The following is a 12,678-nucleotide window of genomic DNA, read 5'->3' as shown; positions in this document are numbered from 1 at the left end:
ACAACAACAATGATCTTTACCCAGGAACACGAAGCCCTGCGCCGTACCGTGCGCCAGTTTGTCGACAGCCAGATCAACCCCTACGTCGATGAGTGGGAGAAGGCCGGGCGCTTCCCGATCCACGAGATTTTTCGCCAGGCCGGCGAACTCGGCCTGCTGGGCATCAGCAAACCGGAAAAATTCGGCGGCATGGGCCTGGACTACAGCTATTCGATAGTCGCGGCCGAAGAGTTCGGCACCATTCACTGCGGCGGGATCCCCATGTCCATCGGCGTGCAGACCGACATGTGCACCCCGGCGCTGGCGCGCTTCGGCTCCGATGAACTGCGCGAGGAGTTCCTGCGTCCGGCCATCAGCGGCGAACAGGTCGGCTGCATTGGCGTCTCGGAAGTCGGCGCCGGGTCCGATGTCGCCGGGTTGAAGACCACCGCGCGCAAGGACGGCGACGACTACGTGATCAACGGCAGCAAGATGTGGATCACCAACGCACCGAGTGCCGACTTCATCTGCCTGCTGGCCAACACTTCCGACGACAAGGCGCACATCAACAAGTCGCTGATCATGGTGCCGATGAACACGCCGGGCGTCAGCCTCGGCTCGCACCTGGACAAACTGGGCATGCGCAGCTCGGAAACTGCCCAGGTATTCTTCGATGACGTGCGCGTGCCGCAACGCTACCGCATCGGCCACGAAGGGGCCGGGTTCATGATGCAGATGCTGCAGTTCCAGGAAGAACGCCTGTTCGGCGCGGCCAACATGATCAAGGGCCTGGAGTACTGCGTCGACAGCACCATCGAGTACTGCAAGGAACGCAAGACCTTCGGCAATGCCCTGATCGACAACCAGGTCATCCACTTCCGCCTGGCCGAACTGTCCACCGAGATCGAGTGCCTGCGGGCGTTGGTCTATCAAGCCACCGAGCAGTACGTCAAAGGCCAGGACGTCACCCGCCTGGCGTCCATGGCCAAGCTCAAGGCCGGTCGCCTGGGCCGGGAAGTCAGCGACAGTTGCCTGCAGTACTGGGGCGGCATGGGCTTCATGTGGGACAACCCGGTGGCCCGCGCCTACCGCGACGTGCGCCTGGTGTCGATCGGCGGCGGTGCCGACGAAATCATGCTGGGGATTATCTGCAAGCTGATGGGTACCCTGCCCGGGAAGAAAAAATGAGCACCCTGCCCGATTGCCAGACCCTCTTGCTGGAACTGCACAGTGGCGTGCTGCACATCACCCTGAACCGCGCCGATTGCCGCAACGCCATGAGCCTGCAGATGGTCGCCGAGTTGCGTGCGGTGCTGGCGGCGGTCCGCGATGACCGGCAGGTACGCGCACTGGTCTTGGGCGGTGCCGGCGGGCATTTCTGTGCCGGCGGCGACTTGAAAGACATGGCCAACGCCCGAGCCCAGGGCGCAGACGCTTACCGGGAACTGAACCGGGCCTTCGGCGCGTTGCTGGAAGAAGCCCAGCACGCGCCTCAAGTGCTGATCTGTGTGTTGCAGGGCGCAGTACTCGGCGGCGGCCTGGGCCTGGCCTGTGTCAGCGACATTGCCCTGGCCGACCACAAGGCACAATTCGGTCTGCCGGAAACCAGCCTGGGGCTGCTACCGGCGCAGATCGCGCCCTTTGTGGTCCGGCGTATCGGCCTGACCCAGGCCCGGCGCCTGGCCCTGACGGCGGCGCGTTTTGACGGGCACGAGGCACGGCGCCTGGGCCTGGTGCATTTTGTCGAGCAGGATGCGCAAGCCTTGGCCGAACGCCTGGACGCGGTACTCGAGCACGTCCTGTGCTGCGCTCCAGAGGCCAATGCCGCGACCAAGGCCCTGCTGCTGGCCAGCACCGAACAACCGTTGGGGCCATTGCTCGACCAGGCCGCCGAGTGGTTCAGCGCTGCAGTGACAGGCGCAGAAGGCGTCGAGGGCACCCTGGCGTTTGTCCAGAAACGCAAACCAGGTTGGGCGCCCTGACAACATCGCAAGCAGGCCCTTACCGACTCCGCACTCACCAATGGGAACCCGACCATGCCGACCCTGCGCAAAATTCTCATCGCCAACCGCGGTGAAATTGCCTGCCGCATCCAGCGCACCGCCCAGGCCCTGGGCTATCGCACCGTGGCCGTCTTCAGTGATGCGGATGCCGACGCCCTGCATGTGCAACTGGCCGACGAAGCCGTGCACATCGGCCCTGCTGCGGTGGCCCAGTCCTACCTCAATGCCCAGGCGATCCTCGACGCAGCACGACGCAGCGGGGCCGACGCGATCCATCCCGGCTACGGTTTCCTCTCGGAAAACGCGCCGTTCGCCCAAGCCTGCGCCGACGCCGGGCTGACCTTTATCGGCCCAAGCCCCGAGGCCATCGAACTGATGGGCAGCAAACGCCTGTCGAAAATCGCCATGCTCGCTGCGGGCGTGCCGTGCATCGCCGGCTACCAGGGCGCAGAGCAGGACGATCAGACCCTGGCGCGCGAAGCCGAGCGCATCGGCTATCCCTTGATGATCAAGGCCAGCGCCGGTGGTGGTGGACGCGGCATGCGCCTGGTGCACGAGGCCGACCAGCTAGTGGCGCAACTGCGCACCGCGCGTTCCGAAGCCCTGAATGCCTTTGGCAGTGCCGAGCTGATTCTGGAGCAGGCACTGATCGCTCCGCGCCACGTTGAAATCCAGTTGTTCGGCGATCAACACGGCCACCTGATCTATCTCGGCGAGCGTGACTGTTCCATCCAGCGCCGCCATCAGAAAGTCATCGAAGAGGCGCCTTGCCCGGTGATGACCCCACAGCTGCGCCAGGCCATGGGCGAAGCCGCACTGAAGGCGGCGCGCGCGGTCAATTATGTCGGTGCCGGCACCGTGGAGTTCTTACTCGATAGCCGGGGGCACTTTTACTTCCTAGAAATGAACACCCGGTTGCAGGTCGAGCATCCGGTCACCGAACTGATCACCGGTCTCGACCTGGTGGCTTGGCAACTGCAGGTCGCCGCTGGATTACCCCTGCCGTTGCGCCAGGAACAGGTCGAACTCAAGGGGCATGCCATGGAGGTGCGCCTGTATGCCGAAGACCCGGCGCAGGCGTTCATGCCACAGACCGGGCGTATCCACCACTGGTTGCCGGCGCTGCAAGAAGGGGTGCGCATTGACCATGGCCTGCTCGAAGGGCAGCAGGTCAGCCCGTTCTACGACCCCATGCTGGGAAAAATCATCGCTTACGGCGCTACCCGCGAAGAGGCGCGGTGCAAACTGTTGCGGGCAGTCGAAGACACGGTCCTGCTGGGGGTGCAGACCAATCAGCGCTTGCTCGCCGCCCTGCTGGACCATCCGCAGTTCATCGCTGGCGCGTTCAGTACCGGCTTTATCCCCGAGCATTTCAGCGCTCACCCAAGCCTGCACCCCCACACCCCCAGCGCCGAAGAACTGGCAATCGCCGCGGCCTTGTTCTACCAGCAGTCCGCCCAGGTGCACGGCGCAGGGCTCACGGGCTGGCGCAACAATGCCAGTGCCCCGCTGCAACTGCAGATCGGCCTGCAGGATGCCCGTTGGTCTGCGCAGATAACGGTGCTGGCCGAAGGTCAGTTGCGCATTGAGGTGGCCGCGCAAACACTGCACCTGAAGTTGCTGGAGATCAGCCCGCACTCAGCCTATCTGGAGCTCGATGGTATCCGCCGGCGTTGTGCCTATGCCTTGGCCCACGACCAGCTCTGGCTGGGCACCCGTCCTGGCGCCCTGGTGCTGCAAGACCAGACGCTGGCACCGGTGCGTGGCCAGGCCGCCGCCAGTTGTGGGACCCTGAAAGCGCCGATGGACGGGGCGATCGTCGATGTGTTGGTCAGCGAAGGCGCACAGGTCAGCAAGGGCCAATTGCTCCTGGTACTGGAGGCAATGAAGATGGAACACCCGCTCAAAGCCGGCATCGACGGCGTGATCAAACGCTTGCAGGTCAGCCGGGGCGATCAGGTGAAAAATCGTCAGATTCTGTTGGAGGTTGAATAAGTCCCTAGGCGGAACCGCCGCGGTTGGCTACGCTCAGCCTCATCAGTACGCGGATACCGGGAAAGCTGCGATGCCTCATTGGCTGGTAATTGATCTTGAAGCGACAACTGATGATGGCGGCTGGCCTATCGAAGAGATGGAAATCATTGAAATCGGTGCCACCCTGGTCAACCGCCAGGGCCGCGAGCTGGATCACTTCCAGCGCTTCGTCCGGCCGTTGCGACGGCCCTTGTTGACCCCATTTTGTCGGGAACTGACCCATATCACCCAGGCCAACATCGACGCGGCCCAACCGCTGGCAGACGTCTGGCTGCAGTTCGAACGCTGGCTCGGCCAGCATCACAGCCGCCTGGAGGGCTGGGCCAGTTGGGGCGACTACGATCGCAAACAATTACTCCAGGAATGGCAGCGCCTGCAACTCGACAGCGCCCTGAGCCGGGTGCCGCACATGAATCTCAAGCAGCGCTTTGCCAAGGCCCGCCGACTGGAGCGGCCACTGGGCCTCAATGCGGCCCTGCAACTGGCCGGCCTGCAGTTCAGCGGGCAACAGCATCGGGCGCTCGAGGATGCGCGCAATACCGCCCGTTTATTACCGTTGACCCTGCCCGCCACTCCTTGAGTGCAACAGGTGACGGGCGAAAAGGCCTTGTGCATACTGGCCGGCCTTTTTAGCCCTTTTCGAGGAATCGCCCATGTTCAAAGTCAACGAGTACTTCGACGGCACCGTCAAGTCGATTGCTTTCGGCACTGCCGAAGGTCCGGCCACCATCGGCGTCATGGCAGCGGGCGAATACGAGTTTGGTACTAGCCAGCGCGAAATCATGCACGTGGTCTCCGGCGCCCTGACCGTCAAACTGCCGGACAGCGACGATTGGCAAACCTTCGCCGCCGGCAGCCAGTTCAATGTTCCGGCCAACAGCAAGTTCCAACTCAAAGTGGCGGTCGACAGCGCCTACCTGTGCGAATACCGCGGCTAAGCGTTATTGCGCTACAACAAAAATGCCCGTGTCCTGCGACACGGGCATTTTTCGTTTTGCACCCACGGGATTACTCGAGAATCGTCACCGGCATGCCAACTTCCAGCCGCCCATTGGCGTCGTTGACCAGATTCTGCCCAAACATCGCACCATCGGCTTGCGCGCGATACTGCTGCAGGGTTGCCAACGGCTCGCGGTCAGCACTGCGCTCACCGGTCTGCGGGTCGATGGTGGTCAGGATGCAACGCGAGCATGGCTTGACCACACGGAACTCGACATCGCCAATGCGAATCCGCTTCCAGCCGTCCTCGGCAAACGCTTGGCTGCCTTCGATCACCAGATTGGGCCGGAACCTGAGCATCTCCAGCGGCCGACCGACCCGTTGCACCAGGTCATCGAGCGAAGCCTGGCCAATCAACAGCAGGGGGAAACCATCGGCGAAGGCGACTTTATCGTCATCCTTGCCATAGCCTGCCTGGGTGGTCCGGGCCAACGCCTCGGGCACTTGCACCAGGCGCGTGGGCTTTCCGATAAACGCGCTGACCCAGGCAGCCGCGGCGTCACCGGCATCAGGCACCCGCAAGGTGTCGCGCCAGATGGTCACGCCACGCAGTTCGGCGTCGTCCACCGGCAAGGCCACCTCAATCGGCGAATGCCCAGGCGCCGCCAGTGTCAGGCCACCCGTGGCATTCCACAGGGCCGACAATTGACTCATCGCCGCAACCGCCCGCTGCGTCAGAAACCGCCCACTGGCCTCGTCCACCAGCATCCAGCGACGGTCACCGACCAGCCCCAGCGTGTCCAGGTGCGCCTGTTGCAGGACTTCACCCTTGGCGGACTTGAGTGGATAACGGTACAGCGCGCTCAGACGCAACATGGCCAGCTCCCTGATGGGCAAAAACGCCACCCTATACGAGCTTGATCGCCGAATCAAAGGCCGGGGGGCTGCCAACGCCTTGCAGGTGCGGATTTTGTGGGGCTGGCAACGCGAGTAGACGGAGCGCCGCCCGGCCCACAGTAAATCTGCCTGCCCGCAAGTATTGTGTACCGCCAGCAAACCTGTGGGAGCAAGGCTTGCCGCGATAGCGGTGTGCCAGGGGCCATCGATGTTGAATGGACCGGCCCCATCGCGGGCAAGCCCGCTCCCACAGTGGTTCTGGGTGTTCGCAGATTCTGGGTACACCCACTCAACCTGTGGGAGCGGGCGCCCGCTTGCGGCTTGCCCGCGATAACGGTGTGTCAGGCACCATCGATGTTGAATGGACTGGCCCCATCGCTAGCAGGTCGGCAGGCCGCCTCGCCCGCCCTTACCACTCAACAGGCTGGGACTTCATCGAGCATCAACCGCTGGCGCACCACATCGACCAGTTTGTCGGGCTGGAACTTGGAAAGGAAGTTGTCGCAACCGACCTTCTTCACCATCGATTCGTTGAAACTGCCGGATAGCGAGGTGTGCAGCACCACGTACAGCCCCCGCAAACGCGGATCGTTGCGGATCTCGGTAGTCAGGCGGTAGCCGTCCATTTCCGGCATTTCCGCGTCGGTGAAGACCATCAGCAGCTTCTCGGTCATCTCCACCCCACTGTCTGCCCAGCTCTTGAGCAGTTTCAAGGCTTTCAGGCCGTCGCTGGCAATGTGCATTTTCACCCCCAATTGGCTGAGGGTATCGCGCATCTGCGCCAGCGCCACGTTGGAGTCGTCCACCAGCAACACTTCACGATGGCGGGCACGCTCGAGTACTGGGTCCTCGAGTTTCTCGCGCGAGACCTTGGTGCTGTAGGGCACGATCTCGGCGAGGACTTTTTCGACGTCGATGATTTCCACCAACTGTTCATCGACTTTGCTGATGGCGGTCAGGTAATGCTGGCGACCTGCGCTAGTCGGCGGAGGCAGAATGGCTTCCCAGTTCATGTTGACGATGCGGTCCACACCGCCGACCAGGAACGCCTGAACCGAACGGTTGTACTCGGTGACGATAATCGTGCTGTTGGGGCCCGGCACCAGCGGGCGCATGCCAATGGCCTGGGACAAGTCGATCACCGGCAGGGTCTGGCCACGCAGATTGACCACACCACAGACAAATGGATGACGATGGGGCATCAGCGTCAGCTTGGGCAGCTGCAGGACTTCTTGCACCTTGAAGACGTTGATCGCGAACAACTGCCGACCGGCCAGGCGGAACATAAGGATTTCCAGGCGGTTCTCACCCACCAGTTGGGTGCGTTGATCTACCGTGTCGAGAATGCCGGCCATTATGACTCCTGGGTTTACCGATGAATTCACTCAGGCAAGGTATCGGCGGCGGCCTGCACTTCTTGACCCTGGAGAGACGGGCCGCGTAAAAAAATTGATGTCATATTGGCATCATGCTCTACTGAATGAATCTCCCCCGGGTAACGTGCTCCACGAACAGCCCCCATCAGCCTTGCGTGTAGCGCATCAGGGAAACCCCTAGATGCAATCGGGACTCGCCTGATATTCGTGATATCCAATAGCCATTAATGTGACGCCATTCTCATTGCATGAATGGAGTCAGGCTTTTGTTGTTGATCGCGGAGCCACCGCCAGGCCCTCTTTACCCCCCTTCAAAACATTCAGCGAGAGCCTCACGACGCCGTGTCGCCGATGTTCGTTGTGCTACCCCTGCCACCAACGCCGTAGCCCTATGGGTAACTGGTAGGGACCTGCCGGAAAAACCGGAACCGTCCTACAGACTTTGTGCAATTGCAGACAGTAACTTAGCCCCGTTCACCAGACGCCCGATTGCCCTACCTGACTTGAAGTCGTGGAGAAAAGCATGTTGATCGAACGGAATAACTGGAACCCTCGACTGCCTGAATTCCTGATTGAAGCCGAAATGCTGCTGGCAAAATCGGAGGAGTGCCTGGCGCACCTGCAATTGATCAAAAACGACCCGGACGCCATCCACTGCCTGCTTGGCACTCTGCTGACCCTGGCCAATCGCGCGGACGTCCTGGCCCTGGGCGCCATCTGTACATTTGCCCGCTCCCTTCACGCCGTACTCAGCCAGGTACGGGGGCAAGTCGATCTGCATGACCAGGCACTTGGTGCTTTAAAGGAGTGTTTGACGCTGATCGCCTGGCAACTGGAACTGGTCGATCGACATACCGGTGATCTGCGCCTCGACAACACCGAGCAGGCGTTTTTGCTTGAGGCATTCGTGGCGCAAATCGACTGTGCGGCCTTTCCGTTCGCCGGGCCGACCAGCGGCCTGGCCTGCGCAAACATGGCCACCAGGCGGGCGTAAAGCTCGTCATCAAGACCGTGCCGGGGCGATGTGCGCAAGCGCGACCAACCGCACCTTAGGTGGTAACATGCGCACCAATTAATTGACGCTACAGAAATGACACTCTGAATCCCGGCCCTTGGCGACGGGAAGTGCAAGGCTCTACCTTGCCCCTCAGACTGCTCTGCTTTGCAGCCGCCCGCTCCAGTCAATCACCCTGACCGGCCAGCCCACAGCGAACATTCATGGGTTCCCTGCGCCATGCACGCCAGCCTCAAATCAGTCATGAACTGGCGCCCCTCCCGACAGGCAGCACAACGCCTGACCCTGCTGCTTTGCCTTTGCACTGCCATCGGTTGCCTGCTGGCCTATTCCCTGTCCAGCCCGGTGTCATTGGCCTTGCTGGTGTTGAGCCTGGCGGCGGCAATCGGCGTATTGCGCCAATACCTGCGCTTGCGCAGCGCCATCAAGTTTCAGCCCCACGAGTTGGCGGACCGCTTGCTGCAGGTCCAGGAAAGCGAACGTCATCGACTCAGCCGGGAGTTGCACGACGACATCGGCCAATTGCTCACCGCAGCAAAACTGCAAAACGAATGGCTCAAGCGCCGCCTGCCAGCAGAACTGCACAGCCACTGCAACCTGCTCGGCGAAACCCTGGAAGACACCTTGGGCAAGGTGCACGACATCTGCGTCGTGCTCAATCCACGGCAACTGTCGAGCCTGGGCCTGGAAGCCAGTTTACGCGCCCATCTGCTCAAGACGCTGGCCAACAACAGCCTGCACTGGAGCCTGGAATGCCAGCAGCAACTGGCAGGCATTCCAGAAGAAATGGCGGTCGCGGCGTTTCGCGTCACCCAGGAAGCCATCACCAATGTGCTGCGCCACGCCCAGGCCGAGAATCTGCTGGTCCGTTTGCAACGTACCCCGGAGGGGCTGGCACTGTTGATCAGTGACGATGGCGTGGGCTTTTGTCCTGCCGCGTTTCCTGGCCGTGAAGGACAGCGTGGCATGGCGGGCATGTCGGAACGGGTCGAGCAGTTGGGCGGCAAGCTGGACGTCAGAAGTGACCCGGTCAAGGGAACACGGATCGACGCCCTTTTCCCCTGGGCACCCCGCACACTCGAACGAGCCGCCACCCATAAGGTTCCCCATTGACTTGCAATTTGCTACTGGTAGATGACCACTCGCTGATCAGGGCTGGCGTGCGTGCGCTGGTCCTGGATATTCCCGGCTATGCGGTGATTGGTGAAGCCGACGATGGGGCCCAGGTGCTGGAGATGGTCGAGACCTTGAACCCGGACATTATTGTCCTCGACCTCTCGATGAAGCAGGTCGGCGGATTGGACGCACTGCAAAGGCTCAAGGCGGTCCATCCGCACAGCAAGGTGCTGATCCTGTCGATGCATACCGATCCGACGCTGGTCATGCGCGCCCTGGAGTCCGGGGCTCATGGCTACCTGCTCAAGGACACCACGGCCACGGAGCTCGCGCACGCCCTTGAAGCCCTGCGCAACAACGAACGCTACCTGAGCCCTGCCATCGCCCACACCGTGATCGACCAGGCGCTGGCACGGGCCCACAACCCTCAGGTTCCCACCGTTGATAGCCATAACCTCACCGCGCGGCAACTGGAGATCCTGCGGCTGATCGTACGCGGCAAATCCACTCGCGAGATTGCCTGCGGCCTGGGGCTGAGTATCAAGACCGTGGAAACCCACCGCTCGCAGATCATGAAGCGCCTGCAGATCTACGAGGTGGCGGGGCTGGTGCTATTTGCCGTGCGCGAGCGCATCATCAGCCTCGACGACTGACCCGGTTCACGCCTTGAGCAAAGGCGAGTCCGCGGGTAGATGCACGCGCAATGCGCCAGGACGCACCGAAAAGCGCAGGCTCTCGCCTTCCAGTGGCTCGCCATCAAGATTGATATAGAGCCCCTCCGAGACCTTGATCTCGACCCATGGCAGGCGCGCGCGGACAAACATGTTGTCGATGCCCCAACCGTCCGCCAACAAATCCTTGAGCGTGCCCACGACATCCTGCGGTGCCGGGAGGATGCTGACATCCAGCAGGCCGTCATTGACCAGCGCCTGCGGACATAACTCATGCCCGCCACCGGCCTGCCGGCCATTGCCGATCCCCAGTGCCAGTAACTGCCCATGCCAGTGAAAATCGGGACCTTGCAACTCGCCGTAGGCGGCATGCAACTCGCTGAAGCGCGACAGTCCGGTGAACAGGTAAGCCGCCCCGCCCAGCATCTTCTTCAGGTCTTCAGAGGTGTTCGCCGTCACCTGGCTGCCAAATCCGCCGGTCGCCATGTTGAGAAATACCTGACCGCCCACTTCCCCCAGGTCGATCGGTTGCGCCGACACGTCGAGCAACGCGAGCGCCTCTCGCGGGACCAGGGAAACCCCTGCTGCGCGCGCAAAGTCATTGGCTGTACCCAACGGCAGCAGCACCAGGCTAGCTTGATCAGTCTGCGCCGCCAGCGCTTCAGCGATGTCGCGCAAGGTACCGTCGCCACCTCCGGCAATCAATCGGGTAAAGCCCGCAGCCAGTGCCTCTTGCACCAGACGCTGGGCGTCCCCGGCTTCCCACGTCAGGCGCACCGCCAGTTCCCAGCCTTGTTCGCGCTTTTCCTCGACCGCCGAACGGACCTCTTCGTTGAGTGCCTGCTTACCGTGCAAAATCAACAGCGCCTTGCGCTCACTCATCGTCATCTCCCCGGTTGATCTAAGGCCTCTGGCAAATGTTGACCACACACGCGACTGAAAGAGCCAACGACCGCGATAAGTTTCGAGTTTTTTCTTACAGCCTGTGACGAATCGGCCTAATTGACGCTGAATTGATATTGGAACACCTTGTGTCCAGGCATCTCAGGAACAGATCGGTAATACACAAGGAAGTGAATACTTATGAATGGCACCGCCCTCCAGACCCTGACCCGCTTCACAACAAAAAAACCTGCACCGACAACCCCCAAGGGCGACCCACACTCGGCAACCCGTTGCACGTCCATACCAGCCGAAGGAAGCGACATGGAACCTCGTATCGCAGAACTGGAGGCCCATCTCAAGTCACTGCACAAGAACCTTTACCAGGCCCGGGACGAGTTGCAAGCTATCAGGTACAGGGTTGCCTACTCGACCGGCATCCTCATCGTGATCATCGGTCTCGCCAGCTGGATTGCCAACAGCCGCTTCGATCAACTGCTGACACTACTCAACTAAGCATGCGCCAGACCCGGGCTGCAGCACGGGCGTGGCGCGAATCAGCCAAGCACTTCACTCAATGGAATGAAGTTCACCCAATCACCTTCGACCAGGGTGCGCTCCTCCAGCACCTCGACCAGCCCTTCGGCCCACGCGGCACTGCGTAACACTCCGGAGCTCTGGTTGCGATAGACAATTGCCCGCCCCTGCTCCAGGCGTCCACGCAGGTACTCGCGACGGTTACCGGCCTTGGGCCAGACAAACCCTGCCGGGACCTGGAACTGCAGCGGGGTCACCTCCGTCACGCCCTGGCGTCGTAACAGATAGGGCCGCGCCAGCAAGGCGAAGGTCACCAGGGTCGACGCCGGATTGCCCGGCAAGCCAATCACCGGCACACCTTGAAAGTGCCCAAATGTCAGGGGTTTGCCGGGTTTGATCGCCAGCTTCCATAACGCCAATTCACCCGCCTCGCGCAGCGCAATACCAAGGAAATCCGCTTCGCCGACTGACACCCCGCCAGTGGAGAGGATCAGGTCGACGCTGCCCAGTTGCGCAAGACGCTCGCGGGTGGCCTGCAGGTTGTCCGGCAAGATGCCCGCATCCAGCACCTCACACCCCAGGCGCTGCAACCAACTGCACAGCAGCACCCGATTGCTGTTGTAGATCTGCCCAGGCCCGAGTGCCTGCCCCGGCTCCACCAACTCATCCCCTGTCGACAGCACGGCGACCCGCACTTTGCGGACCACCCGCAGCTCGGCATTGCCCAATGATGCGGCCAGGCCAAGTTCGATCGGTCCCAGGCGAGTACCGGCGTTCAGCACCCGTTCGCCCACGGTGGTCTCCTGCCCTTGCGGGCGGATGTTCTGCCCGACGTGCAATGGCTCGCTGAAGCGCACCCGCTGATCGGCCAGGACCTCGGTGTTTTCCTGCATCTCAACGCAGTCCGCACCGGCCGGCACCGGGGCACCGGTAAAGATCCGCGCACAGGTACCTGGAGCCAATGGCTCGGGAGCCATCCCAGCAAAGATCTTCTGGCTGACGAGCAATGGTTCGCCTGTCCAGTCGGCGACGCGTACGGCGTAGCCGTCCATGGCACTGTTGGGCCACGGCGGCAGATCGAGGCTCGAGAGCAGATCCTCGGCCAGCACCCGGCCTTCAGCGGCCGCCAACGGCAGGTGCTCAAACTCGACAATCGGCGCAGCCTCGGCCATCTCCAGCAGGCGCGCCAATGCTACTTCGACTGGCATCAAGCTGCCGGTCTTGCCAGG

General features: G+C 61.9%; 13 protein-coding genes. 9 read left to right on the top strand and 4 right to left on the bottom strand.

The genetic code is table 11. From position 1 onward, the window contains the following. The first annotated feature begins 9 nt into the window (after positions 1-9). The 5 genes from atuD to CKW24_RS12120 all read left to right on the top strand — a co-directional run bounded on the left by atuD (position 10) and on the right by CKW24_RS12120 (position 4,954). Entirely contained in the window at positions 10-1,167 is a 1,158-nt protein-coding gene (gene atuD, locus CKW24_RS12140; protein ID WP_095168195.1) for a citronellyl-CoA dehydrogenase, read from the top strand. Further along, positions 1,164-1,961 (top strand): enoyl-CoA hydratase/isomerase family protein, encoded by a 798-nt coding sequence (locus tag CKW24_RS12135; RefSeq protein ID WP_095168193.1) that lies wholly within the window; start codon positions 1,164-1,166, stop codon positions 1,959-1,961. Before atuD ends, CKW24_RS12135 begins: the two co-directional genes overlap by 4 nt. Before the next feature lie 54 nt (positions 1,962-2,015). Next, positions 2,016-3,977, top strand: coding sequence for an acetyl/propionyl/methylcrotonyl-CoA carboxylase subunit alpha (locus CKW24_RS12130; RefSeq protein ID WP_095168191.1), 1,962 nt, complete (start codon positions 2,016-2,018; stop codon positions 3,975-3,977). 70 nt (positions 3,978-4,047) lie between these two features. After that, complete coding sequence (locus CKW24_RS12125; RefSeq protein ID WP_095168190.1) at positions 4,048-4,596, top strand: exonuclease domain-containing protein; 549 nt, start codon at positions 4,048-4,050, stop codon at positions 4,594-4,596. A 73-nt stretch (positions 4,597-4,669) separates the two neighbouring features. After that, positions 4,670-4,954, top strand: a complete 285-nt coding sequence (locus tag CKW24_RS12120; RefSeq protein ID WP_095168189.1) for a pyrimidine/purine nucleoside phosphorylase — start codon at positions 4,670-4,672, stop codon at positions 4,952-4,954. 70 nt (positions 4,955-5,024) lie between these two features. Here the strand turns inward: CKW24_RS12120 and CKW24_RS12115 are convergent, their stop codons facing one another. Both CKW24_RS12115 and CKW24_RS12110 read right to left on the bottom strand, forming a co-directional pair. Continuing rightward, positions 5,025-5,831, bottom strand: coding sequence for an MOSC domain-containing protein (locus tag CKW24_RS12115; protein ID WP_095168187.1), 807 nt, complete (start codon positions 5,829-5,831; stop codon positions 5,025-5,027). 437 nt (positions 5,832-6,268) lie between these two features. Next, complete coding sequence (locus CKW24_RS12110; protein ID WP_095168185.1) at positions 6,269-7,207, bottom strand: chemotaxis protein CheV; 939 nt, start codon at positions 7,205-7,207, stop codon at positions 6,269-6,271. 544 nt (positions 7,208-7,751) lie between these two features. Between CKW24_RS12110 and CKW24_RS12105 the strand changes: the two genes are divergently transcribed. From CKW24_RS12105 to CKW24_RS12095, 3 genes are all read left to right on the top strand, one after another. Continuing rightward, positions 7,752-8,222 (top strand): hypothetical protein, encoded by a 471-nt coding sequence (locus tag CKW24_RS12105; protein WP_095168183.1) that lies wholly within the window; start codon positions 7,752-7,754, stop codon positions 8,220-8,222. 240 nt (positions 8,223-8,462) lie between these two features. Further along, positions 8,463-9,356 (top strand): sensor histidine kinase, encoded by an 894-nt coding sequence (locus CKW24_RS12100; protein WP_095168181.1) that lies wholly within the window; start codon positions 8,463-8,465, stop codon positions 9,354-9,356. Next, the gene (locus CKW24_RS12095; RefSeq protein WP_095168179.1) at positions 9,353-10,012 is read left to right on the top strand and encodes a response regulator transcription factor; all 660 of its coding nucleotides are present in this window, start codon (positions 9,353-9,355) and stop codon (positions 10,010-10,012) included. Before CKW24_RS12100 ends, CKW24_RS12095 begins: the two co-directional genes overlap by 4 nt. Before the next feature lie 6 nt (positions 10,013-10,018). Here CKW24_RS12095 and yegS read toward each other — a convergent pair whose 3' ends face one another. Continuing rightward, positions 10,019-10,912 carry a lipid kinase YegS gene (gene yegS, locus CKW24_RS12090; protein WP_095168177.1) on the bottom strand — a complete coding sequence of 298 codons (894 nt, stop codon included), beginning with the start codon at positions 10,910-10,912 and terminating at the stop codon, positions 10,019-10,021. Between the two features lie 324 nt (positions 10,913-11,236). On the opposite strand from yegS, the gene CKW24_RS12085 reads away from it, so the two are divergent. Further along, positions 11,237-11,428 carry a hypothetical protein gene (locus CKW24_RS12085; protein ID WP_095168175.1) on the top strand — a complete coding sequence of 64 codons (192 nt, stop codon included), beginning with the start codon at positions 11,237-11,239 and terminating at the stop codon, positions 11,426-11,428. 41 nt (positions 11,429-11,469) lie between these two features. Here CKW24_RS12085 and glp read toward each other — a convergent pair whose 3' ends face one another. Then, positions 11,470-12,657 (bottom strand): gephyrin-like molybdotransferase Glp, encoded by a 1,188-nt coding sequence (gene glp / locus CKW24_RS12080; RefSeq protein ID WP_177440627.1) that lies wholly within the window; start codon positions 12,655-12,657, stop codon positions 11,470-11,472. Between the last annotated feature and the right edge of the window lie 21 nt (positions 12,658-12,678).

Source organism: Pseudomonas sp. Irchel 3H3 (assembly GCF_900187635.1).
Lineage (GTDB): Bacteria > Pseudomonadota > Gammaproteobacteria > Pseudomonadales > Pseudomonadaceae > Aquipseudomonas.
This window is presented reverse-complemented; position numbering and strand designations above follow the sequence as displayed.

What these genes read in the sequence shown, in the direction of transcription:
- atuD (WP_095168195.1), top strand. Translation starts at nt 10, where the DNA reads ATGATCTTTACCCAGGAACACGAAGCCCTGCGCCGTACCGTGCGCCAG.
- CKW24_RS12135 (WP_095168193.1), top strand. Translation starts at nt 1,164, where the DNA reads ATGAGCACCCTGCCCGATTGCCAGACCCTCTTGCTGGAACTGCACAGT.
- CKW24_RS12130 (WP_095168191.1), top strand. Translation starts at nt 2,016, where the DNA reads ATGCCGACCCTGCGCAAAATTCTCATCGCCAACCGCGGTGAAATTGCC.
- CKW24_RS12125 (WP_095168190.1), top strand. Translation starts at nt 4,048, where the DNA reads ATGCCTCATTGGCTGGTAATTGATCTTGAAGCGACAACTGATGATGGC.
- CKW24_RS12120 (WP_095168189.1), top strand. Translation starts at nt 4,670, where the DNA reads ATGTTCAAAGTCAACGAGTACTTCGACGGCACCGTCAAGTCGATTGCT.
- CKW24_RS12115 (WP_095168187.1), bottom strand. Translation starts at nt 5,831, where the DNA reads ATGTTGCGTCTGAGCGCGCTGTACCGTTATCCACTCAAGTCCGCCAAG.
- CKW24_RS12110 (WP_095168185.1), bottom strand. Translation starts at nt 7,207, where the DNA reads ATGGCCGGCATTCTCGACACGGTAGATCAACGCACCCAACTGGTGGGT.
- CKW24_RS12105 (WP_095168183.1), top strand. Translation starts at nt 7,752, where the DNA reads ATGTTGATCGAACGGAATAACTGGAACCCTCGACTGCCTGAATTCCTG.
- CKW24_RS12100 (WP_095168181.1), top strand. Translation starts at nt 8,463, where the DNA reads ATGCACGCCAGCCTCAAATCAGTCATGAACTGGCGCCCCTCCCGACAG.
- yegS (WP_095168177.1), bottom strand. Translation starts at nt 10,912, where the DNA reads ATGAGTGAGCGCAAGGCGCTGTTGATTTTGCACGGTAAGCAGGCACTC.
- CKW24_RS12085 (WP_095168175.1), top strand. Translation starts at nt 11,237, where the DNA reads ATGGAACCTCGTATCGCAGAACTGGAGGCCCATCTCAAGTCACTGCAC.
- glp (WP_177440627.1), bottom strand. Translation starts at nt 12,657, where the DNA reads ATGCCAGTCGAAGTAGCATTGGCGCGCCTGCTGGAGATGGCCGAGGCT.